We start from the raw sequence: 25,949 nt of genomic DNA, 5'->3' as shown, positions 1-25,949 counted from the left end.
CACATCCAGATGACTTCGAGCTATTTAATGACCTAAGCTACCTCTCGTTTTAGAGTATTCAGTTGATATGAGTACCAATAAAAAGAGTTCACCTAAGTGAACTCTCTGATATGACGTCATAGAATTAAATTTTTCTATCACCCACGGTAATAACGTTGTGGAACAAATGGCATTTTTTCAATCGTCATAGGCAGTTTCTTACCACGAACATCTGCAAACAGCTCAGTGCCAATAGTTGCAAGATCTGCGCGAACGTAAGCCATTGAAACCGGCTTTCCAGCACTTGGGCCTGCTGTGCCGCTTGTCACAATACCGACTTTGTTGTCATCAGCGTCAAACAGCTCAGCACCTTCACGCACAGGCGCCTTCGTCTGGCCGACTAGGCCTACACGCTTACGTGATACGTCTTTAGTTTCAATCTGTTTAAGGATGATATCCGCACCAGGGAAACCACCAGCGCGCTCGCCATCTGTACGACGAATTTTCTGAATACCCCAAAGAAGGCTTGCTTCTACAGGTGTCGTCGTTGTATCAAGGTCGTGTCCGTATAGGCACAGACCACACTCTAGACGTAGAGAATCACGTGCACCAAGGCCAATCCATTCCACTTCTTCTTCCGCTGTTAGCTTCTGCGCAAGTTCTTCTGCATACGTGTTCGGCACAGAGATTTCGTAACCGTCTTCACCTGTGTAGCCACTACGGCTAACAATGCACTCAACGCCTAGGATGTCTAACTTCTTCACATCCATAAATAGCATCTCGGCTACTTCTGGGTTGAAACGCTTAAGCACATCGACTGCTTTAGGACCTTGAAGAGCCAGCAATGCGCGATCATCGATGATCTCTAGCTCAACACCCGTTGGTAAGTGAGCTTCAAGGTGATTGATGTCCTGCTCTTTACACGCCGCGTTAACCACAACAAATAGGTGGTCACCTAAGTTTGCCACCATTAGGTCATCCATGATGCCGCCTTCTTCATTAGTAAAGAAAGCATAGCGCTGGTTGCCCTGTGGTAGGTCAATGATGTCAACTGGAACTAACGACTCAAGAAACGCTGCGGCACCTTCACCGTGCAAACGAAGTTGTCCCATGTGAGACACATCAAAAAGACCCGCAGCGTCGCGAGTATGTAAGTGCTCTTTCTTTACACCCAGTTTGTATTGGACTGGCATGTCGTAGCCTGCGAAAGGAACCATTTTCGCACCAGCTTCTACGTGAAGCGTATGAAGTGGTGTTTTGAGTAGATCTTGAGTCATTGTTGTCTCCATTTAATCAGGTTCGTTTTCCGTTCAAGGAAACCTTGTTTCCAATAATAAACACGAGTGGAGAATTTTTGCACCATTAACAACAGGGGAACAGTCTAAAGTGTGACATTTAACATCATATTCACATTCAAAGGGGCAAAAAGAAAGCGCCATTTCAGGCTATCTCTGCCTGAAATGGCGCTATTGTACTTATATAAACGACAAAGGCAATCGTTTGCTTTCACTATACGAAATTCTTTATAAATCGCATTATTTAGCAGTCACCCACAAAATATTAGCGTCTTTTTCACTGGTCGAGATCAGCATATGCCCCATATTCGCGTCATAGTAAACACTGTCGCCTTCACTCAATTCTACCGGCTCGTAAAACTCCGAATAGAACATGACTGAACCGGACAAAATCAGCAAAAACTCTTCACCGTCATGACGTACCCAATCACCGTACTCTTCAAAGTTTCGCGCATGAACTTGGCTTTTAAAAGGCATCATTTTCTTATTGGAAAGCTGAGTCGCCAAGAGCTCATGTTCGTAGGTCGGTGTCGGGTGTGGTTTTCCCTGCTTATTCTTAGTGATATCCCTACGTCCTGTTGCCACCTTTTTTCTAGGTGGTTCAAAGAGTTGAGGCATATCTATCTGCAATCCAAGCGCCAATTTTTGCATCGCCTGAAACGTAGGAGAAATCTGCTCATTCTCAATCTTGCTCAAGGTAGAACGCGCCAGCCCAGTACGTTGACTTGCCTCTTCCAGAGTAATCCCCAACTTACCGCGAATATCCTTGATTCTCTCGCCCAATTTTAGGGGTTCGATATTTTGATCGGCAGCTTCTTTCGCCAATGTCAAAGATGGGTACTCATCATAGATATCTTCGGGCATGTTTCCCTCTTATTAAACGTCCACTTCCTGTTCCATTTTCATTGTGCCCGAACATCATCAGAGTGGAAAGATGAGCACAGGAAATAAACCGTGCTCTTGGTAACAATTTTAGAAACCATGTTTCCAATAGGAAATTTTTGGTTGATTGTTCCTGTAACAACCGCTATGTTACCAACTTGTTAGTTGTAGAGATGCGATTTCCGAGCTGACTGATAGATTGATTTAACAGTGAGATTCGGCTTTTCCCCCGAGATTTGGCACATCGCTTAGGGGTATAGAATTCACCCTGTCTTCGGTGTTTTGAGGGCAGTAAACAGAAAGAGGACTAACGAGAACGATAACCCTATTAATAATCTCGTTAGCACGAATGGAAGGTCATCTACCATGAACAACACTTACCAAAATCACAGCCTAGAGAACTTTTTCTCGACTAATCTTGCTGCTACAGACGACGCGGTTTTCGCAGGTATCCAAGCGGAAAACACTCGTCAGAACGAACAAATCGAGCTCATTGCTTCAGAAAACATTGTTTCTAAAGCAGTGATGCAAGCTCAAGGCACTTGCCTAACCAACAAATATGCAGAAGGCTATCCTGGTCGTCGTTACTACGGCGGTTGTGAACATGTTGATACCGTAGAAGCCATTGCGATTGAACGTGCTAAACAGCTGTTCAAATGCGATTTTGCTAACGTTCAGCCTCACTCAGGTGCACAAGCAAACGGCGCAGTTAAACTTGCTCTGCTTCAACCTGGCGACACTATCCTTGGCATGTCTCTGGATGCTGGCGGCCACCTAACTCACGGTGCGCGCCCTGCTCTTTCTGGTAAATGGTTCAATGCCGTTCAGTACGGTGTGGATCGTGAATCACTAGAAATCAACTACGAAGATGTTCGTGCTCTAGCCCTTGAGCACAAACCAAAAATGATCATCGCTGGTGGTAGTGCTATTCCTCGTACTATCGACTTCGCAAAATTCCGTGAAATCGCTGATGAAGTTGATGCGATTCTAATGGTTGATATGGCGCACATCGCAGGTCTGATTGCAACTGGTGCTCACCCTAGCCCACTACCACACGCACACGTTGTCACAACGACAACGCATAAAACATTGCGTGGCCCACGCGGCGGTATGATTCTGACCAACCACGAAGACATTATTAAGAAAATCAACTCGGCGGTATTCCCTGGCCTTCAAGGTGGCCCACTGATGCACGTTATCGCAGCTAAAGCCGTCGCTTTCGGTGAAGCTTTGGGCCCTGAGTTCAAGACTTATATTGATTCGGTGATCAATAACGCAAAAGTTCTCGCTGAAGTGTTGCAAACTCGCGGTTGTGACATTGTGACTGGCGGAACAGACACGCACCTAATGCTGGTGGACCTTCGCCCTAAGGGCTTGAAAGGTAACAAGGCAGAGGAAGCGTTGGAACGTGCGGGGATCACATGTAACAAAAATGGCATCCCATTCGATTCAGAGAAGCCTATGATTACATCGGGCATCCGTTTGGGGACGCCTGCGGGAACAAGCCGCGGCTTTGGCGCTGAAGAATTCAAACTCATCGGTAACTGGATTGGCGATGTACTGGACGGATTGGTGAACAACCCTGAAGGTGACGCAGAAGTAGAACAACGCGTTCGCAAAGAAGTGAAAGCGCTGTGTAATCGCTACCCACTTTACCAATAAACAATTTAATCAAAGTTATATTTTTGGAGATTAAGCAATGGACAACACACTGAAGTTTGCAGATAGCCACGAGTGGGTACGTGACAACGGTGACGGCACAGTAACTATCGGTATTTCAGAGCATGCACAAGAAATGCTAGGTGACGTTGTATTCGTAGACCTACCTGAAGTTGAAGCAGAGATCGAAGCGGGTGATAGCTTCTCTTTGGTTGAATCTGTAAAAGCAGCTTCAGATATCTACGCGCCAATCACTGGTGAGATTCTAGAAATCAACGAAGAGTTAGAAGATAGCCCAGAGCTAATCAACGAAGAACCTTTCGAAGGCGGTTGGATTGTTAAAGTGAAGATGTCAGACGCATCAGAGCTAGACAATCTGAAAAGCGCAGAAGAGTACCTAAACTCGATCGAAGACGAGTAATTAGGACGAGTTTAAAGCTGCCCCCGAACGGGAGGCAGCTTTTTTTCAAAGTTCGGACGTATAATTATTTATATCAGTAATGATATCCGATACCCGAATGATGGAGTAGGTAAAGGACAATGACTGAATTACTTCAAAGCCTCAGCACACAAAATGAGTTCGTTGCTCGCCACAACGGCCCAAATAAATCTGACCAACAAAAAATGTTGGATGCGATCAATGTTGCCAGTCTTGACGCACTGATCGACGAAACCGTACCAGCTCAAATTCGCCTAGAACAGCCAATGACAATGGCTGAAGCATTGAGCGAAGCAGACATGCTGGCTGCGATGCGTGAATTCGCAGATCAAAACCAAATTAAACGTACATTCATAGGTCAGGGTTACTACAACACCTTTACGCCAAACGTGATTCTACGTAACGTATTGGAAAACCCAGGCTGGTACACAGCTTATACCCCTTACCAACCAGAAATTTCTCAAGGCCGTTTAGAAGCACTGCTGAACTATCAGCAAATGGTGATGGACTTGACGGGAATGGATATCGCTAACGCGTCTCTTCTTGATGAAGCAACTGCTGCTGCTGAAGCTATGACACTATGTAAGCGTGCCGGTAAGAGCAAGAGCAACGTTTTCTTCGTCGCAGATGATGTTCACCCGCAAACGCTAGAGGTAGTTAAGACTCGCGCCAAATACATTGGCTTTGACGTACTCATCGGCTCCCTTGAGTCACTTCCGGAACAAGATGTCTTCGGTGCACTGGTACAGTACCCAGGTACTACGGGTGAAGTCCGCGACCTGACGGACATCATCGCCAAAGCACAAGCCAACAAAACACTGGTTGCCGTCGCCACTGACCTACTTGCTTCAGCACTATTGAAGCCAGCAGGCGAAATGAGTGCAGACGTTGTCATCGGCTCCGCTCAACGTTTCGGCGTGCCTATGGGTTACGGTGGTCCACACGCAGCCTTTATGGCGACACGTGACAAGCACAAACGTACCATGCCTGGTCGTGTTATCGGTGTATCTATCGATACAAAAGGCAACCAAGCGCTACGTATGGCCATGCAGACTCGTGAGCAGCACATCCGCCGTGAGAAAGCGACATCAAACATCTGTACGGCTCAGGCGCTACTGGCAAACATGGCGTCATTCTACGCGGTATACCACGGCGCAGAAGGTCTACGTACTATTGCTCGTCGTACTCACCACATGACAGCTATTCTTGCAGCTGGTCTGACTAAGTCAGGCTATGAGCTCGCGCACAACAGCTTCTTCGATACCATTACTATCAACACTGCTGGTAAGACAGAAGAGCTGTACGCGAAAGCACAAGCAGCAGACATCAACCTACGCAAGCTAGACGGCAAGCTAGGTGTGAGCTTCGATGAGACAACGACAACAGGCGACATCGAAGCGCTATTTGCCGTATTCGGCGTAAAAGAAGAAATCAACGCGCTTTCTTCTGAAATCGCAGGCAACGAGTTCGCAGCAATTCCTGAAGCGCTTCGTCGTACTTCAGAATACCTAACTCACCCAGTGTTCAATACGCATCACAGCGAAACGCAGATGATGCGTTACCTGAAACAGCTTGAGAACAAAGACTTCTCGCTGACGCACGGTATGATTCCGCTGGGCAGCTGTACTATGAAGCTGAATGCCGCGGCTGAGATGATCCCTGTGACTTGGCCTGAATTTGGCTCAATTCACCCATTCGCACCAATCGAACAAGCAGCGGGCTACTCAGCTCTAGCGAAAGACTTGAAAGAGAAGCTGTGTGAAATCACAGGCTACGACGATTTCTCCCTACAGCCGAACTCAGGTGCGTCTGGTGAGTACGCAGGTCTCATCGCGATTCAACGCTACCATGACAGCCGCGGTGAAGGTCACCGTAACGTTTGTTTGATCCCAAGCTCAGCGCACGGTACTAACCCTGCGACAGCCTCTATGGTCTCAATGAAAGTGGTCGTAGTGAAATGTGATGACAACGGTAACATTGATATGGCAGATCTTGCCGCTAAGATCGAGAAGCACAAAGACAACCTGTCTAGCATTATGATCACTTATCCTTCTACGCACGGTGTATACGAAGAGCAAGTGAAAGAAGTGTGTGAAATGGTCCATGCGGCTGGCGGTCAGGTTTACCTAGACGGCGCAAACATGAACGCACAGGTTGGCTTGACGTCTCCAGGCTTCATTGGCTCTGACGTTTCTCACTTAAACCTTCACAAAACCTTCTGTATCCCACACGGTGGTGGTGGTCCGGGTATGGGCCCTATCGGTGTGAAATCACACCTAGCGCCATTCCTTCCTGGCCACATCGAAAACGGTGTTGAAGGCGAAGACTTTGCAGTCTCTGCGGCAGACCTAGGCAGTGCTTCTATTCTACCTATCTCTTGGGCTTACATCGCCATGATGGGTGAAGCTGGCCTTACAGATGCAACTAAAGTTGCGATTCTGAACGCGAACTACATGATGGAGCGCTTACGCCCTCACTACCCTGTTCTTTACCGTGGTACGAACGGCCGCGTAGCACACGAATGTATTATTGATATTCGTCCGCTTAAAGAAGAAACAGGTATCAGCGAAGAAGATATCGCGAAGCGTCTAATGGACTACGGCTTCCACGCACCAACTATGTCGTTCCCTGTTGCAGGTACGCTAATGGTTGAGCCAACAGAATCCGAAGATTTAGAAGAGATCGACCGCTTCTGTGACGCGATGATCGCCATTCGTGAAGAAATGAACAAAGTGAAGAATGGCGAATGGCCACTAGAGAATAACCCTCTGGTTAATGCACCGCATACTCAAGTTGATCTGTCTGCTACAGAATGGGATCGCCCATACTCGCGTGAGCTTGGCTGTTTCCCTTCACCTGCCACTAAGTCTTGGAAATACTGGCCTACCGTTAACCGTGTAGACAACGTATACGGTGACCGTAACCTAATCTGTTCTTGTCCTAGCATCGAGAACTACGAAGACTAAGTTATTGCTCCTGTACAGATAAAAGTAAAAGTATCCACCGGCATAGCCGGTGGTTTTTTGTATAGAGAAAAAACTCAGCTAGGCTGAGGGTCTCTATACAAAAAAACCAGCGACGATGTCACTGGCTGATATGTGCTTAGTTTGTACAGGCTAGCGGTTAAGGTACGCAACTATGGCGAATTACTGCTTCTTACCGCTTACTTGTACGTAATCGATGCCAATAATACGGTTGATGATACCCATAACAGAGCTTGTATCAGAATTTGTTGAGTGAATTGTTTCAACCGTAGCGTCTTCTGGTACTAATTCCATTGCACGATCTTGAGTGTTACCAGGAACTTGGAAACCGACAATATTGAAGCTTTCAGCGTGCGCTGTGTAAACTTCATCGTTATGAGTAATACCTGAACAACCTGCTAGAGATACAATGCCTAAGACACACAATAACTTTTTCATAAAAATACCTTAAGGATAATGGAGAGTTAAGATAGTAAGTCTATGGTTCCAACTGCCAACAACGTGTGAATTAACGTTTAAAGGTTTACTTTGCTAATATTTAATTTTAGCTGTAATGACAAAACATCTACGACAGAGGCATAATTATCTAGACTAAATAAATTCATAAGGAAACAGTATCCCTATCAATGTGGAGCATTATTCCAGAGCTGTTTTGTAATTACTGTATGAGTTTGTAAGACTAATTGTTACATAGCTAATAATTCCCTTACTAGATAACAATGATAAATACCTCACCCTGACAAGCCCTTACGGTTGTATTGTATTGAGCACAGATATCCTCTAACCATGGTCACTCTTGGTTTGGTTACACAGCCATCAGTCTCTGTTTCTAAACCACCGAAATAATCAAGTCGTCATTGCTTACGGTCAACATTAAGATTATACCCTTGTAGTACTTTTAACTTATACGAAGCTACGTAAGTAAGTCTTTTTTTAGTTATTCAATATTGCATATTGAGCTAAGTATCTTCGTGATAAGTGACTGAAATTAACAATCAAATACTTTTCAATCTAGTCAACGAATTCAATTCTGATATGAGTTTAATCAGAAAAAAAGATAATGACCAAAAACACATACAAACTCTTACATTCTCAGGACAGATAATTTAATAGACAAATAATAGAGTTTTCCTCACTTAAATTTTTGGGAAAACGACATGAACCACTTTCGAAATATATTATTTGCGTTACCTTTTATTCTCTTAGTTGGATGTAATTCAGGTAAAGAGACAACCAAAGCTCAAGTGAAGCCCAAGGCTGATTACGTATTTTCATCAGCTAAACTTGAAGAGTTGTTAAAAGAGCAACAAGAGCTCCAACAAGAAGCCATAAAGCTTGATTATGATGGTGTTCAATATAAGACCATCTTGTTTGCGGAAGATATCAGTGGTGTGCAAAAAGTAGTTAAGATTGCGGATAGCTTAGGTCAAAGTGTGGATCTATACCTTCCTGATGCTGGATTTGGTGACTGTGCAATTTATAGTGAGGGTAATTTTATTGATTTTTTTGATTGTGGTGCGGCTCAACGCTCAATTGGAAATGATACAACGTTAATTAAAACAACGACGAATACTAAAAAACAAGTGACACTTGAATATCACAATGAAGGGATCCAATACGTTACTACCCTCGGGTCTACCATTCTGAATAACACCAAAAATGGAAACAAGGTAACGATCACTACATCCTTTGCCTTCAACGCATTTTATCGTGATGTACTTCAGGACACAGGCACTGTTGAGCGTATTAGATCTACTCTTGGCGCGACAACTTATTCACAACTTTTCGATATCGTTAAGCTATATCAAGGTTTTGAGATGACTTTGAAATTTAATAATCATATCGGTGGTAGTGCTGATGATGATATCAACATGTACACTGGTCTCATGATAAATAGAAATAATATGGCCACAATCGTTACTCCAGTGGGTTCTGTGTTTTCTGGCGGCACAGATCTATTCGCAGCGGGTAATCCACGAGTGTTACAACGAGCAGACAACACTAAGGCCATTGAGTTAAATAAGCAAATCGGTGTGCATAGCTGGGGTGAGGGCAATAAAACAGCCAAAGAGTTCCCTTACACTAACGAAAGTCATCGTAAACAAGCAACTTACTTTAAGCAAACGCTGGGAGAAAAGGGTATTGATTTCTATATTTTCACTTTGGATTCTGCACCGGCAAGTGGCGAACATTGGATGACCAAATCTGACTCAGACAAATATAGTTTCATCACCCATATTGAGTAGATTCATCGGTACTCGCGTTATTTGGCACGGGTCATAAAGCCAAATATTAAACGCTTACCATTTAAAAAGTTAGGACTTCTCTAGCGTACTGATTGTTGGTAGAAATCAGACTTACCCTAACCAATTAGCGCAGAGCTAAGAAGGCGAAGAGCAAGTCCTCACAAGAGAAGTTGTGAGTAAAATATGGAGCTCATATTTCTACAATGGAAACAGATTAAATAGGAAAACAGGAGCTTCCACCATCATGATTTGAGAACGTCACCCTCTATTGTGATCATTTATCTCGGTCAAAAACGATTGGTGAGCTCCGGCATGCTACAGATAAAGAACCCTATCAGTTCGGTAGCAAACTTCGATTAAAGAAAGGAAAAAAGATATTACTTTTTATAGCTCAGGAATTGCCTATCAAGATCTTTATATTGCGTAAATAGCTTTAGATAAATACCTATCCGAGGAAAATAACCATGAATAACGCTAGCTTTTTAAAAGTAAACGGCAACATCATCGATGATATAATTGATCTCACGGTGGAAGAATCTCAAAAACATCTCATTGCTAGCAACGCAGAGTGGCTTGCGCAGGCAAGTTTCAACGACAGCAGTATCAGCTACGCCATTTATTTAGACCAAAAGCCGGCAGGGCTCATCTCCCTTATCGATCCAAGACTACTCGACAAGTTCGATGATCACTTTCAAAAAGAGCACTTGTACGTGTGGCGTGTCATGATTGACCATCGCTTTCAAGGTAAGGGATTGGGAAATCAAGCGATTAACTTCAGTAAGCGATATGCTTCAATTATCGGTTTACAAGGAGTGTCCCTGACCACAATGGATAAAGAAGAAGGTAATGCGCTCTCTGTTTATCAAAAGCTTGGCTTTACCCCGACAGGCAGAAGGCTTGATGACGAAATTGAATTAATTTTTAGTTTCAATAACTAACTTAAATTTATATTACATTATTAATTAGCAGGTAAAAGTATCCACCGGCATAGCCGGTGGTTTTTCATATTCGCCTACTGGCTACCCCCCTAGCAGGCACGTGGGGGTGCCTATAACTTTTTCCTTCGGCCCGCAAACCGGCTACCTGAATACGGGATCGATAATTGCTCTCCCAACCGCTAAATAAGTTTTAAAAATAGCGGTGGAGCCCAAATAGTTTCATGTACCAAAACCATTTTTGAGCACATATAAAAAATCCCCACTAAATAAGTTAGTGAGGATTATCATACGATCTAAAGTTCGTTCAAGTCCTAAACCGGTCGGCATTATTCCACACAAGGAAAGCCTTGTTCATATCAGTCGTAGTGACCATAGCGACGTTATTTGACTAAAAGAAGTCGCCCTGTCAGAGCTGGAACAGAAACCGCACCGGATGTTGCCTGAACATTAATAAGCTCACCACTCATCAAGTCTTCAAATTCGTCTGTCGATTTGACTCTTGTTAAATCGACATTGAGTGTTTGTTCCGATGTTGATGTGTTCAGCACATAGATAATCTGCTCATCACCATTCACTTTCAGGTCAGCATACAGGTTGTCATCCAACCATAAGTTGCGTCGTTCACCCGTATAAAGCGCCGGATGTTCACTACGAACCTGCATAATTTGAGTCAGATAGTTTTTCACATCTTGTTGCTCAGCAGTCAGTGTCACCCCAGTCACGCCTTGAACTTTCGCGCTTGAGCGAGCGACATGATCATCACACAGCCCCTGAGAGGCACAATCTGATGTAACCTTGTTCGAGAAGTTAGCGACTTCGTCACCAATCTCTTCACCGTAGTAAAGTGTGATTGGTCCAGAGTAAGCAGCTAGAAAGCTAAACGCGGCTTTGTGTCGCTTGACTGCTTCACCAAGATTGCCACGCTGAATCAGGTCACCGAAGCGCACCAAGTCATGGTTACCAAGCATTAAGTTTGGCATCGCATGGTAAGGCGATTTGGCACGGCTGTTCCACTCTGCATCCAAAACACGGGCATTGTTGCTCGCCCCTGATTCTTCGACCGCCAGAGCTTGAACTAAGCCGTAACGTAACGGGAAGTTGAACGCAGACGCAAGGCCCGGTTGTGCGTCACTGCCATAGGTTGTTGCCGTAATCTCATCGGCACCTTTCCAGACTTCACCGACCATGTAGCCCAGTGTTCCCCATTGCTTACCAGCATTCTTATTGTCCAGTGAGGTTTGCTCTACTGCAGCTCGAATGTTGCGCCATACCTCAAGTGGAAGCTGATAAGATTGGTCTAGACGCCAGCCGTCAATACCAAACTCTTTCACCCAATAAGTTGCCACCTCTGTGAAGAAGGCTTCACTCGCTGCATCTGGGTAATTCACATACATACCCGGGTAACCCTCTTCCCCTCTCAGGCTTGGTAGCTTACCCGTTGGGGAAGGTTTCACACCAGTAAGGTTAGTATGACCGAACACCCCATCTAAAAGCACGTATAGACCTTTAGCGTGAGCAGCATCAACCAGTTCTTTCAGCTTCTCATTGGTGCCAAATTTAGGATCGACATTGAAGTAGTCACAAGCAAAATATCCCGTGGCGTCAAGGCGATCATCACCAGCCTGGCCCGCACAAGAATCAAACACAGGTGTTAGCCACAACGCATTGACGTTTAAGCTTGCAATGTAATCAAGACTGTCAATGACGCCCTGAAGGTCTCCATTGTGGTGCGAATTGCCGTAGCCCACACCATAGTTATGGTCTGGGTCTCCATCGACAAATGACTCTACCATCACCTGATAGATCCTCAGATCACAAGCTTTGCTGTCATCCTGATAGCAGGCATAGTCAAGATTTGTATCTACGACAGATACTACCAACGCGGATTGGTCTGAAGCGTCTAACGTAAATTTGTATACGCCTTGCTCGGTCACTGTCACCTTGATATTGCCATTACCTGCATCCTCAAGTGTTACTGAACCGTTGCCAGTTGAGAAGCCACCAAAACCAAGATTGATCGTACTCCAGTCAGAAGAAGCCAGTTTGAACTCATACTCTCCCGGAGTGAGGTAGCCTTCAAAGGCGTACACACCGTCACCCTGATAGGCCATTTCATCACTGGTACTCCAGCCATTCCTTGAGCCACGAACGTATACTTTGGTAGAGCCGTAAGGCGCAACATCAACTGGCTTACTATCAATATTCAGCCCTTCTCCTTGCGCACCATTTTGCGTCTGGACAAAGACAGCCGCAGTTAATGGTGGAATAGTGAAAGCGCCGTCTTCAAACTTCGCCTGCTTAACGACTGAATCAGACGAGGCTTTCAACACAGGATGCAACTCAAAGCTTTGTGCTCCAGAAATCTGAATGGTTTGTGCTGAAGTATTGGCATTAATCGCAACAACAATTGAGTCGAAATTGCTATCAAGGTCTGCGCCTGCACTCACCCCATCATTCACCGACATCACAATCATGCCCGGTAATGTCAACGGCCCAGTATTATGGAAACGCACACGCTTCAAGACTTGCTCTTCACTCACTAAGCGAAGCAATGGCGTGCCGGAACGAATGTTCAGCAGTTCCTTGAAGACCTTGTCTGTCCAAGCAATATGCTCCGGAGTTGCCACGGTATTCGGGTTGCTAATGATTGATTGGATAGCACTCCAGTTAGCCTGATCTTTGTCAGCACGTGGCAGACCAATGTTCCAGTTATTCGTTTGCTTGCTGAAATCGACTTTGTTGTACCAATCACCACTGTCGTAGCTATCACGCTCCATGGATTTAGAGCGCAGTAATTCAGACCCCATGTGCAAGAATGGTACACCTTGTCCGAGCATTACCGTTGATAGGCCTACTATCTGCATACGTGCACGGTCTGCTGGCGTAGCGCTGGCATCGGCTTTGTACTGGTTGAAATCCCACAACGTTTGGTTGTCATGCTTTGAAACGTAGTTAATGGATTCTTGAGGATCGAGCGTATAAGCCGCACCCTGCCCTCCATACTGGAAATCACGTCCGTACACAGTCGCGCCGCTATACGTTTCCAACGGGTAGTTTTGCAGATTGCCTGTCATACCGTAACGGATAAGATCCATCTTCGATTTCAGATCATCATTGAATCGGCTGCCCGCATTAGCAAAACCCGGATTTTCAAGCAAGGCATCACCACTATCGAATGGACCCCCACCGCGTACGCCATCACGTAGACGATCGTTGTAAGTCCCTATTCCTGTGCCCGCCATCGGCCATTGGGTTGCGTTTTCACCACGTTGACCATCAGCAACTTCTCCAAAGTTCCAACCTTCGCCATAGAACCAAGTATCTTCATCTACTAACTTGGTTTTCTCATACACGTGCAGCATGCTCGACTTCATCAGGTGTCCCATCAAATCGAAGCGGAAGCCATCAATCTTATAGTCCTGAGCCCACATCACTACACTGTCTGCCACCAGTTTCTCGAACATGCGGTTCTCAGACGCAGTGTTATCACAACAGGTTGAGTTCTCGACAGCACCTGTGATCGGGTTCAGACGATGGTAGTAGCCCGGTACAGTTTTATCGAGCACAGATTTGTCATACAAACCTGACGAGTAGGTGTGGTTGTAGACAACATCCTGTACCACTCTGAAGCCCATATCATGAAGCTTCTGCACCATCTGACGATACTCACGAATACGCGAAATGCCATCTGTTGCAACAGCATAGCTGCCTTCTGGTGCGTTGTAGTGGAATGGGTCATAACCCCAGTTGAATCCATCCAGTGGACGAACATCTGCGAGCAATGCCTGCGCTTCGCCACTGTTAGGGTCCGTTTGTTCTAACAAAGACAGAATGGTTGCACCGCGTGAAGTACCATCGCTACACAACTTGGCATCAGGATTAATACCACAAAGTTTTTCTACGGTATCGGTCAGGTTCACCGCCTTCGCCGGATCTTCAGGGATGGAAGCCAAATCGTAAGTCGGTAGAAGATGGATCGTTGTCAGGCCCGCTTCTTTTAACGATTTCAATTGCTTAACACTGTCACGCTCATCTTCTAAGAAGGCCAGATACTTACCGTTGTTCGCTTGCGTACCCTGTGTGTCGCTGACACTAAAGTCACGTACATGGAGCTCGTAGATGATATGATCTTCCGGATTTTCCAGCTCTGGAATCGATTGACTGTCCCAACCTGCCGGCTTGGTTTCATCATCAGTGAGATCAACCAGTTGAGAGTGCAGACTGGACGTGCTCAGAGAGAGAGAATAAGGGTCAGTGGTCATCATCCACTCAACGTGGTCGGTTTTCGGATGGTAAGCCTTCACACGGTAACGATAGAACACATTCTTCAGTGAAGCATCACCTTGGTAATGCCAGATACCGGTTGCAGGGTCGAGAGTCAAACTGAATGGCGATTGTGCGATTAGTGCTTTATCCTGATCGTACAAATACAGTTCAACATCCTGAGCTGTTGGCGCCCAAAGTGCAAAGTTCGCACTATCGCCTTCCATCCAGCTACCCAGTTTTGCTTCATCCGCATCATTTGTCCCTGCGGTGTAAAGCGTGTCGACAACACCCGGAATCTGGACACGAGTTGCGACCAACGGTTTGCCTTCATCATCGAGTGCCACTGCAATTAGCTGTGTTTTCAGCAACGCTTTGGCCGTTTCAGAATCGACATCCAGATAGAAACCGACACGATCTTTCAGGTGTGGGAAGTCAGGATTATCAACGTTGCCAGCAAATGAAATGTCGTACTTGATAAACTGTTCTGGCTGGTTGATATCACCATTACCCGCAGCACGACTCCAGATTTGATAACTGGCTGCTTCACTATGATCAAACCAAGCAATGGAATTCACATCGAGCCAGTGAGCTGCTGCACCATCAAGTTTCACCACAACTTGCTCATCTGGTGAGTATTTAACGACTGAGCTGCCGTGTGTCGTATAAAGTGTATTACCTTTAGCAAATTCAGCCTTCAGATCATCACCACCCAGCGCTTTTTCGTCACCTTTATGCACGATGAAATTCATACATGCACCGTGATCGGATTTCAGCGGCACAACATACTTAGCACCATATTGCGGGTCGATTTCTCCCCAGGCGTATGGGTTGCCCCAATCTACGCCGTTTAAGGCGTCAGGCGACACTGCCTCACAAGATGCGTTATTCCACAGATGAAGCCCCCAGTCCGCGTAATTACCATCATCTCGTTTGTAGTAAATGACCGATTCAGAATAAACAGGGGCAGGCTCAGATGAACTGTTATCCGGGCTGGTTGGGTTTGGATCAATGCTGTCTGGGATCCCATCTCCATCATCGTCGCTAGAGGCAAAGTCTCCTAGCCCATCGCCATTGGTGTCTTTACTTTCAAATCGATCTTCAGGGAATGCGTCCACGCCATTATCGGCACCATCACCGTCTATATCACTGTCTTCGCTGTCAGTGATGCCATCACCATCACGATCGGCAGGTTGACTGGATGCCGAGTAAGGGTCGGTTCCTAAACGAGCTTCTTCTTCATTACTCCAACCGTCACCGTCGATATCCGAATCATGCACATCTGGGATTTTGTCGCCATCAAGATCGGCGGGGAAGCTCGCCGATGAGTAAGGGTCACTCGCAAGATCTAGCTCAACAACATCACTGAAACCATCGTTATCATCGTCCGTATCCGCATGATCACCAATTCCGTCATTATCGGCATCTGCCGACTCTTTAATATCGGTTGGGAACAGATCAATCGCATCGGCTACGCCGTCACCATCGCTATCTTGCGCGATAACCGGCACACCTTGCTCATCCAGCATTAACGTCTTGTTAAGCAGTTCATTACGACTACGTTTAAGCTCTTTTCCTAATGCTTTACTGCCCAGCTCCAACGTATCCGCCAGTACTTCCATATCCTGCTCTTCAATGGTTTCTGGCAGTAATTGTGTTAACGCCTTCGCGCTTCTTGCGACGACCACCTCTTGCTGATCAATATAATCGCTTTCAATATCTAGGTGTGGCTGTTTGAGTTGTCGACGCAGTTTACGCAGTGCTTTACGTTCGCTGACACCTTGCTGCATTTGCGCAGCAATGTAAGTCGAGAATGGTGTGACCAAAGAGTAATGGCTCGGTGCCATCAAGGTATAGTCTCTTGTCACAGCGACACCCGGAATATCAGCGTCAATCGATACGCCTCGTTGGGTTTTAGCGACAAGATAAACGTCTTCGTCTTCGATATTTAGACCTTCAAGGTCAATGGCAGCATATCCGTCTTTATCAGTGACGGCTGACGGTTCATAACGGTCTTGTCGACCATTTCCGTTGACGTCCAGCCAGACAGATGCCTTTTCGATGTAGCCATCCATCACGTTGACTTCTAGCGGGTCATTACAACCTGCCAAAAGCCCAAGTGACGCCATAGCTAGGCTCAGTTTTGTTAGCTTGATGTTCATTTTTATTTCCATTTATATTCACGTTCCACGAGCGATAAACTTTTCTGTTTGGTTAAATCGCTTCAAGCTAACGTTATATTTTTAAAACAGTTAATTTCCTCATCCTATAAAACTGATTGAGTAGGCGTAGACGGAGGGGAGGAGAAAAAATTTTAGAATCAGGCTCACAATTACAGCCCTGAAAACGATCGAAAAATTACTCAGATGATGTGCAATCAGTGAGAAATCTGACACTTTGTAGTGACGAATAAACCAACCGCTGTAGGATTACAACAAGCTGTTTCAATGTTAAGAAATAGGATCTTTCACACAAACTCCACCCTGCTCACCCAAGAATAAGTCGAGTTTATGTGAACATAGCTCACGAGTAACAAAGTGACTCCCATACGAGCCGCTCTCATTTGATGTGATGTTTATTGATTGGCGAGTAAGATTCTTCGCAGCATACTGGCGAGCTGTTCTTTTTCTTGTTCATCAAACATGTTCAACATTCCGTTCATATTTGATAAGTGCGACGCCAAGGCATCATCGACTAATTGAGCGCCCTGCTGGGTAAGCGCTACTTTACAACTGCGTCTGTCATCGCCGCTTGCTAATCGCTCAACCAAGCCTCGTTGGACCAACTTTTCAATCCGAGTGCTCATCGCTCCTGATGAGACCATCAAGGTTTTGTACATTTCTGTTGGTGTCAGTGGTTGCTGATTTCTCATCAATGTCGCAAGAATATCAAACTCCAGCATACTTAATTGGTGGTTTTTAAACACCTGTTCCAACCGGTTATGCCACAGTCCGTGAACACGCATTAAGCGCCCAATAATCCCCATGTCAGAACAATCCAATTCAGGTTTAACATCACTCCACTGACTCAATATACGATCAACAGGATCTTGCATTTTTTATCTCTCCAACATTATCTTTTCAAGAAGATACTTGATAAAAAGACAAAACTCCATTACTTTATAAAAAGTATCTTTTATTGGAGATACTTTTTGTAGAGGCAAATGCACGAATGGAGGCACACATGAGGCGTACTCAATTATTCATTACATTAGCGATGACGGCCCTCGCTCCAATTGTTTGGGGTAGCACTTACATCGTTACAACCGAACTGTTACCTAAAAACAGCCCTTTACTGGCCTCAATGCTACGTGCTTTACCTGCCGGAATATTATTAGTGTTATTTTCTCGCACTGTTCCGAGGGGAAGTTGGTGGCCCAAATTGGCTCTACTTGGCTTGCTCAATATCGGGTTCTTCTTCTACTGCTTATTCTATGCCGCCACTTACTTACCCGGTGGAATGGCAGCATTGATCATGTCCATACAACCTATATTGGTCATGGGGCTGAGTGTGGTACTACTAAGAAACAAGCTAGCAGCGATTCAGTTGATAGCCAGCGGTTTAGGGATAGGTGGCATCGCAATGCTCGTCGTCAATAACCCTGGTCAACTCAATACCTCGGGAGTTGTTATGGGGCTGCTCGGTACCGTTAGCATGGCACTAGGCGTAGTGTTAACAAAAAAGTGGGGACGACCTGAAAATATGTCCTTACTGAGCTTCACTGGCTGGCAATTGTTGTTTGGCGGGCTGATGCTACTCCCTGTTGCCATCAGTGCCGAGGGGTTACCTCAGCAAATCACGTTAGCAAATGTTGTCGGTTACAGCTATCTGGCAATTATTGGTGCCATGCTCGCCTACTCACTTTGGTTCCGTGGAATTGAAAAGCTCAGTACAGTTTCGGTCTCATTCCTTGGTTTTCTCAGTAGCGTTTCAGCTGTGACGCTCGGCTACCTATTTCTCGACCAAACACTGACTTGGCTACAGCTTATCGGAGCGTTAAGCGTATTAATTTCTATTCTACTGGCTACATCTTCACCATCACATTCAACAGAAAAAACCAATACTTCATTTAATCGAGAGGAACTCGCATGAAACTTACTATTGTCTCAGGCAGCCAACGTGCTGATTCGCAAAGCTTACAAGTTGCCCACTATCTATCAACACTCGCGAACTCGGAGTTTGCAGAAATAGACATTCTTGATCTTCACCAATTGAATTTACCCCTCTGGAATGAAGGAGTATGGAGCGGTAGTGAAGAATGGGCACCTTGGAGAGAACTTGCACAACAGCTACGCAGCAGTGATGCCTTTATCTTCATTACTCCTGAATGGCATGGTATGGCAACGCCCGCTTTAAAAAACTTCTTGATGCTCTCTACAGCTCAGGAGATGGCACATAAACCTGCTTTAGCCGTCAGTGTGTCAGCCAGTGTGAATGGTGTCTATCCCATCAGTGAACTACGCTTAACTGGCAGTAAAAACAATCATGTATGCTTTCTTCCAGATCACTTGATCTTCCGAAATGTTGAAAGCCTCCTCAACAAGGATGGAAGCGTCAATCATGAAAGCTTTCAAATGCGGAGCGAATATACAATCAAACTATTGTCTGCATATGCGCATGCATTGAAACCAATCCATCGCGATATGCTAGAGGCAGGAAAGCCGTTTTTATACGGAATGTAAAAAGGGTGAGCAAGCTTGAGCACGTGTATCCGTGCTCAAGAATCTAAGCTAAACATCAGCCTTTAACATTCGGCTGATAATGATATTTTTCGATATTTTCACCAGTGATCACCTGAATTTCAAAAGGTTTACTAGTATCTAAGCCTTTGGTAGCAAGTTTTGAATCGTTACGCCACAGGCGTGAGGGGTAGTCCATATTCGGTACGTCACCAACAGCATCAAAGACACCTCGCTGTATGACTTTTCCATCCTGAACTAGCAAGACTTTATATAAGTCTCGACTAACTGAATTAATGGTTTCACCGTAAACTCGGACAATAAATGCACCATTTGAATAGAGAGAATTTAATAGTTGCGCTTGCTGCTCACTATTCTCTTGCAAGCGCAGAATACTTTTCGCCTTTTGGTTATTAACCCCTTTCGATTGTTCACGGGAAATATACTCAACAGATGTCACTATAGATTGAGACTGATCGAGCGCCATATTATAAGTAGTATTATTGACATCAATCTCAAACTGTTTATTCAGGCCATACGCATCCTGTTGTACTGAAGCGCCCGTGCTCTGACAACCCGCTAGTGCGACTAATACTAAAGCACCAACCATAGAGCTTCTAAACATTATTACTCCAACAACTGACAATATAGCTATAAAACGCGATGATTATACATATTAACAACTTATATAAAAGTCACTTATGGAAGCAATTTAATACTTATTAACTAATTAGTTGACATGGTGAATAAAACTTAGGCGTTATTCTGAGAGATGTATTAATAATATCATTGAATTCTATAAATCCGTTTCAGATTTCAAAGCTAACCAAGAAGAAGGATCCCCTTCTAACGTCAGTGGGTGTAATGGTAAACCGGGCTTTGCATAGCTCAGTCTATACAGCCTTTGTGTTACATGGTAACTATCTAGCCCAGATATCGTGACCGATTCCATAGATTCGATATCAACATATCCGTCAGGTTGAATAAACTGATCCGGTATTAGGATTTCTTCCACTTCCCCTATTACTAAGCACGTATTATTTGCAGTGATATCAATGTATTCACTGAGCTTTAAACCGATTTTTAAATTGCTCTCCAACACATATGGAACGGGGAAACGCTCAGAAAAGTACGGAGTTAGCCCTGTCTCATCAAACTCTGACTGCGTCCTTGAGTACCGTGCTGATGTTTGATGTGCTGCTCTTGCAATGTCTGATCCCACCGAGTTGATAGAGAATAACCCAGATTGCAAGACGTTCTCAAGAGTGTGCCTATCAACGGTATTTGGCCTACTGACAAAACCAAGAAGAGGAGGCGAAGAACCAATATGGACAACCGAACTAACAATCGCAATATTGTTGTTGCCCTGTTCATCTTGGGTTCCAATCAAATTAGCGCTTTTAAAGCCAGATAAACTGTTTATTAGCCTAGCTCTCTTTCGTTCATCCATGGCTGAGAGTTGAGACTTGGTAAAATTTTTATCTTTCATTATTTATCATTTGAATCCTCTACGTCATCAGTTAATAGCACATAGTTAAGCCGCTAAATAGGCAAGAAGCAGAAACAATATCGCAGTCACTACCAAGGTTGGCTTCAACATAATGTACTCTCCAAAATTCATAATTCGAACTCTTTCTACGGCTCACGTATTCCATCAGATCAACGGTCCCTTACACACGCGTGTTTGCGGCTGCATTGAACGGAGAATGTACTGTGAACCATAGGTCACGTTAGCGAGATGAGGTTAATCTTTTTCACCGTATTCTTCGTATCAAAAGCTGGTACGAACAATCGATATAACCCCATCAATTAATTAGACACAAATGGTGAGCGCAGTGAAAATAAGTTTGAGTAAGCTAGAAAAGTTATTCTTTATTGATAAGTTGATTATTCACTCTCTGGATTTGTCGCTGTATCAGGCATCTGTTGTGATAGATGAGGAAGAATATTATGTAGCGGATGAGCAAGGGCAAATACTGAAAGCCTTATCAGTGGTTGAAATGCAAAAGAAATGTTCAAAGTTAAATGTCACTAAGCAATTCTTGCGACATACCAGTGCCTACGACGAGATGGTAGGTACCCCAGTAAGTAACTTCAGTAATGCTCTAGAAATTCTATTAATCGATAACAGATACTATTGAAGAACTGCATACAACCAGTCTGGAAGAATGAAACTGGCATAGATGGTAATGATGGCAAACAGCAGCAAACCGTAATGGCTGATGTTAGGCGTTGCAAAAAGATGCTTTTGATTTTGAATAAAGGTGATTTGTTCGGAAGAATTTCGTCCCCAAAAGCGGCTCGCAACAATACCAAACACTAGAAAAACTACAGTGCCTATTGGCGCAAACCAAGGCCAAGCCACCTCTGCATACCTCGCTGCAAACACGGCAAATACACTGACAATACTGCCTACAATCACCCCTATCTCGTTCGATTTAGACCAAAACAAACCAAGCACAAAAGAGCCTAGTCGAATGCCGACAAAAATGGACGTAAGGCTGGCAATAGTTTTCAACACAGACTCATTGGATACTGCCAGTAACGCAGGCACAACGACCATCGCCGCAGCAAGAAGGCTCGTCTTACGGGCAACTGACTGGTAGTGCTGAGCTGCTGCGTCACGTTTAATAAAACGTTTATAGATATCGAATGTAGCTACTGTTGCCATCGAGTTGTAAGTAGAGTCCAACGTCGACATCGCAGCGGCAGCCAATGCCGAAATAATCAAACCTACAACGACTGGATTTGTATGATTAAAAACGAAATCTAGAATCACTTCATTACTATTATCAAAGTTTTGATCTTGATAAAACACACTGAGCAATACGCCGATCAAGGCAAAAAAGAGGTAAATGAAAAAGGCGCCATACCCACACAACAGCATCGACTTCTGCGCAGTGTGCTCATTTTTGGTTGCCAATGTTCTTTGAATAATGAGCTGATTGGTGCCATAAACACTTAAATGTAGAAAGCTCACAGCAACTACCCCAGCCCATAGCGTCGTATCAACACCCAAATCAAAGTCTGCATTAATAATATTGAGGTGCTGCTTCGAAAGGTGCTCTGCAGTATTGATGTCCATCAGTAAGATAACCAGTATGGCAATACTTCCCATTACTAACACCACAGATTGAAGCATGTCTGTCCAGATGACTGTTGATATACCACCCGCATAGGTGTAGCAAGCAGTAAAAAGACTGATATAGATAATAGCTTCGGAAATAGAAACGGGCAGAACCTGGACAAGAATCAGGGCGACGGCATACAGGATCACGCCAGCAGAAATACACTGAACAATCAGAAACACCATTGAGTTGATCGTTCTGGCATAAACACCGAAGCGCAGCTCTAGGTACTCATAGATTGAGGTCAGACCGAGCCTATAGAACACAGGAACAAAGAAAATAACCGCAAAGAAAATTACGATGGGATAGTTGAGGTGAATACTCATCGCTTCCATACCCGAGCTGTACACCCAACCTGGCATTCCTACAAACGTCATTGCGCTAATGTAAGTCGCGAGAATCGAAACCCCAGCAGTAAACCAACCAAACTGCTTATCTCCAGTAGAAAAGTCCCCACCAGCACGGCCACGTTTATTAACTAAGTAGCTGATCAGTATGGTTATAAATATATAAACAGCAACAACTGCAAAACTTGAGTACGTAACCATTTTTAAATTTCACCTGATAGCATAGTGCCGTAAATCACGTACTCATCATACTTAAAAGGATCTGATACTAGGCATTTCTTCACCATTACTGTGATTACTGTCACTTGATTTGATTTCTTTTCACACAGCAACTGTTAGAACACTCAAAATATCGATCTTGATCACCAAAAACAACAAAATGGGTACGCACTCATTTTAAAGTTGATTTTGATCACGGATCCAATCACAGCAAAAAAACTATGATCCACAGCGAAATACAGAGTGGTCAGATCCGAGAACGATCGTTTTAATTCTGACTTACAAAACTAAAAAACCGAGTAAATAGAGGTTTATCGGTCATGAATTCGAAAAAACACATGAGCGAAGTTCCTATAATTCAAAGGGTCACCGCCTATCTAGCGATACTAGTCGGATACTTTTTCTATTGTTATAACTTTGTAATTATTGACTACGTACGCCCATACATTGTTGAAGCCTATGATGGCATTAGCCTGTCTGATACTGCTCAATTCTACACCTGGCAGTCAGTAGGCGCGCTGATCGGGGCGTTGAGCTGTGCCTGGTTTGCTACCAAGTTTGGTAAAAAATCAACTTTGATTACCATCACAGCTCTAAACGGCGGTGCCACCATCATCAATATGATGTTTACCGACTATACAACCTGGGCAGCGATGCGATTCATTATTGGATTATCGTTGGGTGGCTACTTCACGGTGGCAGTCAGCTTAATGATTGGCCTATTTACCCCAACGGTCCGAGGTAAGCTAACGGCATTTGCTTCATCGATGTTCTCAGTCGCTCTGATGGTGATGGGGGCTTATGCAGCGTTCATTTCCAGCATTGACGCTCCATGGGAAAGCTTGATGTGGGTCGGCGGTATCCCTCCATTAGTCGCCGCAGGAGCGATGATTTTTGTCCTACCAAGTGACAAAAAGGTCATCGCCTATGGTGAAGAGGAGCAGGTTTCTGAATCAGGCACATCCACTCCAGCTAAACAAGGTTCTTGGGGAGAAATGCTCAGCAAGCCCTATCGCACCTTGACCGTCACCTGTCTTTTATTGGCAGGCCTTAACTTCTATGGCTTCCAATTCTTCAGCGGCTTCGTAACCACTTACCTGAAAGAAGTACGTCAGTTTGATGGAGCCACTATCGGAGTCATCTTCTCCATTTCTGCTTTTGGGTCTCTATTTGGAGCCTGGGTTTGGGGAGCAATCGCCGACAAATATGGACGAAAAGTGAACGCATTCGGTTTCATCCTCGCAGGCGTGATGGCTTCTGTATTCTTTATTGCGCCGAGTGACGTCATGATCGGGAGCCTGAACATGCTGGCTATCCTCGGTTTAATCTACAACTTCGGCTTATCTTCGTCAGCAGTGTGGGGTGGCTATTTCTCTGAGCTATTCCCTGCACACCTTCGCAGCTATGGCGCCGCTCTGTTCCATGGAGGTCGAATCATCGGCATGTGGGCGCCAATGGTATTGATCTTTATTCAGGAACGTACCGACCTACAAACTGCTATGTGGGGCTCACCGATTGTATGGATTGTCGCAGGCTTGCTCTGGCTATCACTGCCAGAAACCTTGAAAGGTGGCTTATTCGACAAGAAGAAACGAACGCAAGCCGCTCAAGCATAACTGAATCAGATTTTCCGGCCTGAACACTGGGCGGGCTGGTTCCAAAAACTTTTCGAGTCCTGTTCCAACATCTGGCTCGACGTATCAAGAGAGCAAATTATGGCTAAATATCAAGAAGCAAAACGCGTCGTACGTGATTATTTCAACGCAATGGAAAACGCGACTCATGAGAATGTTGCAGAAGTACTAAAAGCACATACCTCAGAAGATTACTTGTGGCGCGGAGTCTACCCTTTCCGCGAGCAAGAAGGAGCTCAAGCTGTCGCCGAGGTTTTCTGGGCGCCGTTGATGAAATCAATGACACGCATGCAGCGCCGTCAGGATATTTTTATTGGCGGTAACAACGAAATCAATCCTGATGAAATTTGGGTAATGAGCATGGGGCACTTTATGGGCCTATTCGATGCAGAGTATCTCGGGATGCGCCCAACAGGGAAGATCATGAACGTTCGCTACGCTGAGTTTAACTGCGTAGAAAACGGTAAGATCACAAAAACAGGTTTGTTCCTCGATCTGCTTGGCGTCATGGATCAAGCTGACTGTTACCCACTTCCTCCTTCAACTGGTCAGCATTTTGTTTATCCTGGGCCACGTAATCATGACGGCCTGCTATTTGAAGATGCACAACCGGAAGAAGGCCAAGCAACTCTCGACTTGGTTAACAAAATGGTCGATGACCTGTCTTCACTAAACGATAGCGGCGCTATGGGTTGCCCACCAGAAGTTCTCGAAAAGAGTTGGTCAAAAGACATGATTTGGTATGGTCCGTGTGGTATCGGCGCTTCTTACACAATTCCGCGTTACCAACAACAGCACCAGTTGCCATTCCGCAATAACTTGAAGGACAAGAAGTTCAACGGCCACGTTTGTCGATTCGCAGAAGGTAACTTCTCTTGCTTCTTCGGTTGGCCAAATCTTTCCAATACGCCAATTGGAGGCTTCCTTGGAATGACAGGTGGTGAAATCCGTGCTGACATGCAGGTGGTTGACGTGTATTACCGTGACGGTGACAAACTATCTGAAAACTGGGTCTTGATTGATCTTCCATACTGGCTGAAACAACAAGGCCTTGATGTATTTGAGCGCACTCAAGCAATCCTAAACCCTTCTCTGTAATTATCCCTCAATGCCTGAGCAACTCTTCGCTCAGGCATTGAATCTCAACCGACATATACACTCAGAAGTAAAGCATCTGGACGCAACAAAGCTTTTGTTAATCTCATCGCGTTAAATTATCCATTTATCAGGTACTTTGCTTAAAGTACTCAATCGCAT

The 25,949-nt window shown here is 44.8% G+C and carries 18 protein-coding genes; 10 read left to right on the top strand and 8 right to left on the bottom strand.

The window, feature by feature from the left end:
* Window positions 1-137 precede the first annotated feature (137 nt).
* The gene (gene gcvT, locus L1D23_RS00920; protein ID WP_239863712.1) at window positions 138-1,256 is read right to left on the bottom strand and encodes a glycine cleavage system aminomethyltransferase GcvT; all 1,119 of its coding nucleotides are present in this window, start codon (window positions 1,254-1,256) and stop codon (window positions 138-140) included.
* Between the two features lie 258 nt (window positions 1,257-1,514).
* Window positions 1,515-2,138 carry an XRE family transcriptional regulator gene (locus tag L1D23_RS00915; RefSeq protein ID WP_239863710.1) on the bottom strand — a complete coding sequence of 208 codons (624 nt, stop codon included), beginning with the start codon at window positions 2,136-2,138 and terminating at the stop codon, window positions 1,515-1,517.
* 384 nt (window positions 2,139-2,522) lie between these two features.
* Between L1D23_RS00915 and L1D23_RS00910 the strand changes: the two genes are divergently transcribed.
* The 3 genes from L1D23_RS00910 (at window position 2,523) to gcvP (ending at window position 7,220) form a co-directional block, all read left to right on the top strand.
* Window positions 2,523-3,818 carry a serine hydroxymethyltransferase gene (locus L1D23_RS00910; RefSeq protein WP_239863708.1) on the top strand — a complete coding sequence of 432 codons (1,296 nt, stop codon included), beginning with the start codon at window positions 2,523-2,525 and terminating at the stop codon, window positions 3,816-3,818.
* Window positions 3,819-3,855: 37 nt separating this feature from the next.
* Window positions 3,856-4,236, top strand: coding sequence for a glycine cleavage system protein GcvH (gene gcvH, locus L1D23_RS00905; RefSeq protein WP_006961445.1), 381 nt, complete (start codon window positions 3,856-3,858; stop codon window positions 4,234-4,236).
* A 119-nt stretch (window positions 4,237-4,355) separates the two neighbouring features.
* Window positions 4,356-7,220, top strand: a complete 2,865-nt coding sequence (gcvP, locus tag L1D23_RS00900) for an aminomethyl-transferring glycine dehydrogenase (RefSeq protein ID WP_239863706.1) — start codon at window positions 4,356-4,358, stop codon at window positions 7,218-7,220.
* Window positions 7,221-7,400: 180 nt separating this feature from the next.
* Here gcvP and L1D23_RS00895 read toward each other — a convergent pair whose 3' ends face one another.
* Window positions 7,401-7,676 carry a hypothetical protein gene (locus L1D23_RS00895; RefSeq protein WP_239863704.1) on the bottom strand — a complete coding sequence of 92 codons (276 nt, stop codon included), beginning with the start codon at window positions 7,674-7,676 and terminating at the stop codon, window positions 7,401-7,403.
* 719 nt (window positions 7,677-8,395) lie between these two features.
* On the opposite strand from L1D23_RS00895, the gene L1D23_RS00890 reads away from it, so the two are divergent.
* Together L1D23_RS00890 and L1D23_RS00885 are read left to right on the top strand one after the other, a co-directional pair.
* Window positions 8,396-9,484 (top strand): alpha/beta hydrolase, encoded by a 1,089-nt coding sequence (locus L1D23_RS00890; RefSeq protein WP_239863702.1) that lies wholly within the window; start codon window positions 8,396-8,398, stop codon window positions 9,482-9,484.
* 464 nt (window positions 9,485-9,948) lie between these two features.
* Complete coding sequence (locus L1D23_RS00885; RefSeq protein WP_239863700.1) at window positions 9,949-10,422, top strand: GNAT family N-acetyltransferase; 474 nt, start codon at window positions 9,949-9,951, stop codon at window positions 10,420-10,422.
* A gap of 380 nt (window positions 10,423-10,802) precedes the next feature.
* Here the strand turns inward: L1D23_RS00885 and pulA are convergent, their stop codons facing one another.
* Window positions 10,803-16,847 carry a pullulanase-type alpha-1,6-glucosidase gene (gene pulA, locus L1D23_RS00880; protein ID WP_239863699.1) on the bottom strand — a complete coding sequence of 2,015 codons (6,045 nt, stop codon included), beginning with the start codon at window positions 16,845-16,847 and terminating at the stop codon, window positions 10,803-10,805.
* A gap of 413 nt (window positions 16,848-17,260) precedes the next feature.
* Window positions 17,261-17,740, bottom strand: a complete 480-nt coding sequence (locus L1D23_RS00875; protein ID WP_239863698.1) for a MarR family transcriptional regulator — start codon at window positions 17,738-17,740, stop codon at window positions 17,261-17,263.
* A 128-nt stretch (window positions 17,741-17,868) separates the two neighbouring features.
* Between L1D23_RS00875 and L1D23_RS00870 the strand changes: the two genes are divergently transcribed.
* A complete protein-coding gene (locus L1D23_RS00870) occupies window positions 17,869-18,777 on the top strand; it encodes an EamA family transporter (protein WP_239863697.1) in 909 nt (302 codons plus the stop codon).
* Window positions 18,774-19,367: an NAD(P)H-dependent oxidoreductase gene (locus tag L1D23_RS00865; protein WP_239863696.1), complete on the top strand. Its 594-nt coding sequence runs from the start codon at window positions 18,774-18,776 to the stop codon at window positions 19,365-19,367. Before L1D23_RS00870 ends, L1D23_RS00865 begins: the two co-directional genes overlap by 4 nt.
* 55 nt (window positions 19,368-19,422) lie before the next feature.
* Here the strand turns inward: L1D23_RS00865 and L1D23_RS00860 are convergent, their stop codons facing one another.
* Window positions 19,423-19,989: a hypothetical protein gene (locus tag L1D23_RS00860; protein WP_239863695.1), complete on the bottom strand. Its 567-nt coding sequence runs from the start codon at window positions 19,987-19,989 to the stop codon at window positions 19,423-19,425.
* A gap of 171 nt (window positions 19,990-20,160) precedes the next feature.
* Entirely contained in the window at window positions 20,161-20,853 is a 693-nt protein-coding gene (locus L1D23_RS00855; protein ID WP_239863694.1) for a flavin reductase, read from the bottom strand.
* A 346-nt stretch (window positions 20,854-21,199) separates the two neighbouring features.
* Here L1D23_RS00855 and L1D23_RS00850 point away from each other — a divergent pair, with 346 nt between their 5' ends.
* Window positions 21,200-21,505 carry a DUF6482 family protein gene (locus L1D23_RS00850; RefSeq protein WP_239863693.1) on the top strand — a complete coding sequence of 102 codons (306 nt, stop codon included), beginning with the start codon at window positions 21,200-21,202 and terminating at the stop codon, window positions 21,503-21,505.
* Here the strand turns inward: L1D23_RS00850 and L1D23_RS00845 are convergent.
* On the bottom strand, window positions 21,499-23,040 hold the full coding sequence (locus tag L1D23_RS00845; RefSeq protein WP_239863691.1) for a sodium:solute symporter: 1,542 nt from the start codon (window positions 23,038-23,040) through the stop codon (window positions 21,499-21,501). The genes L1D23_RS00850 and L1D23_RS00845 overlap by 7 nt on opposite strands.
* 338 nt (window positions 23,041-23,378) lie before the next feature.
* Here L1D23_RS00845 and L1D23_RS00840 point away from each other — a divergent pair, with 338 nt between their 5' ends.
* Window positions 23,379-24,674: an MFS transporter gene (locus L1D23_RS00840; protein ID WP_239863690.1), complete on the top strand. Its 1,296-nt coding sequence runs from the start codon at window positions 23,379-23,381 to the stop codon at window positions 24,672-24,674.
* A gap of 99 nt (window positions 24,675-24,773) precedes the next feature.
* The gene (locus L1D23_RS00835; protein ID WP_239863688.1) at window positions 24,774-25,790 is read left to right on the top strand and encodes a nuclear transport factor 2 family protein; all 1,017 of its coding nucleotides are present in this window, start codon (window positions 24,774-24,776) and stop codon (window positions 25,788-25,790) included.
* Window positions 25,791-25,949: the final 159 nt, after the last annotated feature.

This window comes from Vibrio sp. Isolate24 (genome assembly GCF_022398215.1).
In the GTDB taxonomy this organism is placed as follows: domain Bacteria; phylum Pseudomonadota; class Gammaproteobacteria; order Enterobacterales; family Vibrionaceae; genus Vibrio; species Vibrio coralliilyticus_A.
This window is presented reverse-complemented; position numbering and strand designations above follow the sequence as displayed.

Excerpts from the sequence above, each read along its gene's own strand:
- gcvT (WP_239863712.1), bottom strand. The coding sequence starts at position 1,256 with ATGACTCAAGATCTACTCAAAACACCACTTCATACGCTTCACGTAGAA.
- L1D23_RS00915 (WP_239863710.1), bottom strand. The coding sequence starts at position 2,138 with ATGCCCGAAGATATCTATGATGAGTACCCATCTTTGACATTGGCGAAA.
- L1D23_RS00910 (WP_239863708.1), top strand. The coding sequence starts at position 2,523 with ATGAACAACACTTACCAAAATCACAGCCTAGAGAACTTTTTCTCGACT.
- gcvH (WP_006961445.1), top strand. The coding sequence starts at position 3,856 with ATGGACAACACACTGAAGTTTGCAGATAGCCACGAGTGGGTACGTGAC.
- gcvP (WP_239863706.1), top strand. The coding sequence starts at position 4,356 with ATGACTGAATTACTTCAAAGCCTCAGCACACAAAATGAGTTCGTTGCT.
- L1D23_RS00895 (WP_239863704.1), bottom strand. The coding sequence starts at position 7,676 with ATGAAAAAGTTATTGTGTGTCTTAGGCATTGTATCTCTAGCAGGTTGT.
- L1D23_RS00890 (WP_239863702.1), top strand. The coding sequence starts at position 8,396 with ATGAACCACTTTCGAAATATATTATTTGCGTTACCTTTTATTCTCTTA.
- L1D23_RS00885 (WP_239863700.1), top strand. The coding sequence starts at position 9,949 with ATGAATAACGCTAGCTTTTTAAAAGTAAACGGCAACATCATCGATGAT.
- pulA (WP_239863699.1), bottom strand. The coding sequence starts at position 16,847 with ATGAACATCAAGCTAACAAAACTGAGCCTAGCTATGGCGTCACTTGGG.
- L1D23_RS00875 (WP_239863698.1), bottom strand. The coding sequence starts at position 17,740 with ATGCAAGATCCTGTTGATCGTATATTGAGTCAGTGGAGTGATGTTAAA.
- L1D23_RS00870 (WP_239863697.1), top strand. The coding sequence starts at position 17,869 with ATGAGGCGTACTCAATTATTCATTACATTAGCGATGACGGCCCTCGCT.
- L1D23_RS00865 (WP_239863696.1), top strand. The coding sequence starts at position 18,774 with ATGAAACTTACTATTGTCTCAGGCAGCCAACGTGCTGATTCGCAAAGC.
- L1D23_RS00860 (WP_239863695.1), bottom strand. The coding sequence starts at position 19,989 with ATGTTTAGAAGCTCTATGGTTGGTGCTTTAGTATTAGTCGCACTAGCG.
- L1D23_RS00855 (WP_239863694.1), bottom strand. The coding sequence starts at position 20,853 with ATGAAAGATAAAAATTTTACCAAGTCTCAACTCTCAGCCATGGATGAA.
- L1D23_RS00845 (WP_239863691.1), bottom strand. The coding sequence starts at position 23,040 with ATGGTTACGTACTCAAGTTTTGCAGTTGTTGCTGTTTATATATTTATA.
- L1D23_RS00840 (WP_239863690.1), top strand. The coding sequence starts at position 23,379 with ATGAATTCGAAAAAACACATGAGCGAAGTTCCTATAATTCAAAGGGTC.
- L1D23_RS00835 (WP_239863688.1), top strand. The coding sequence starts at position 24,774 with ATGGCTAAATATCAAGAAGCAAAACGCGTCGTACGTGATTATTTCAAC.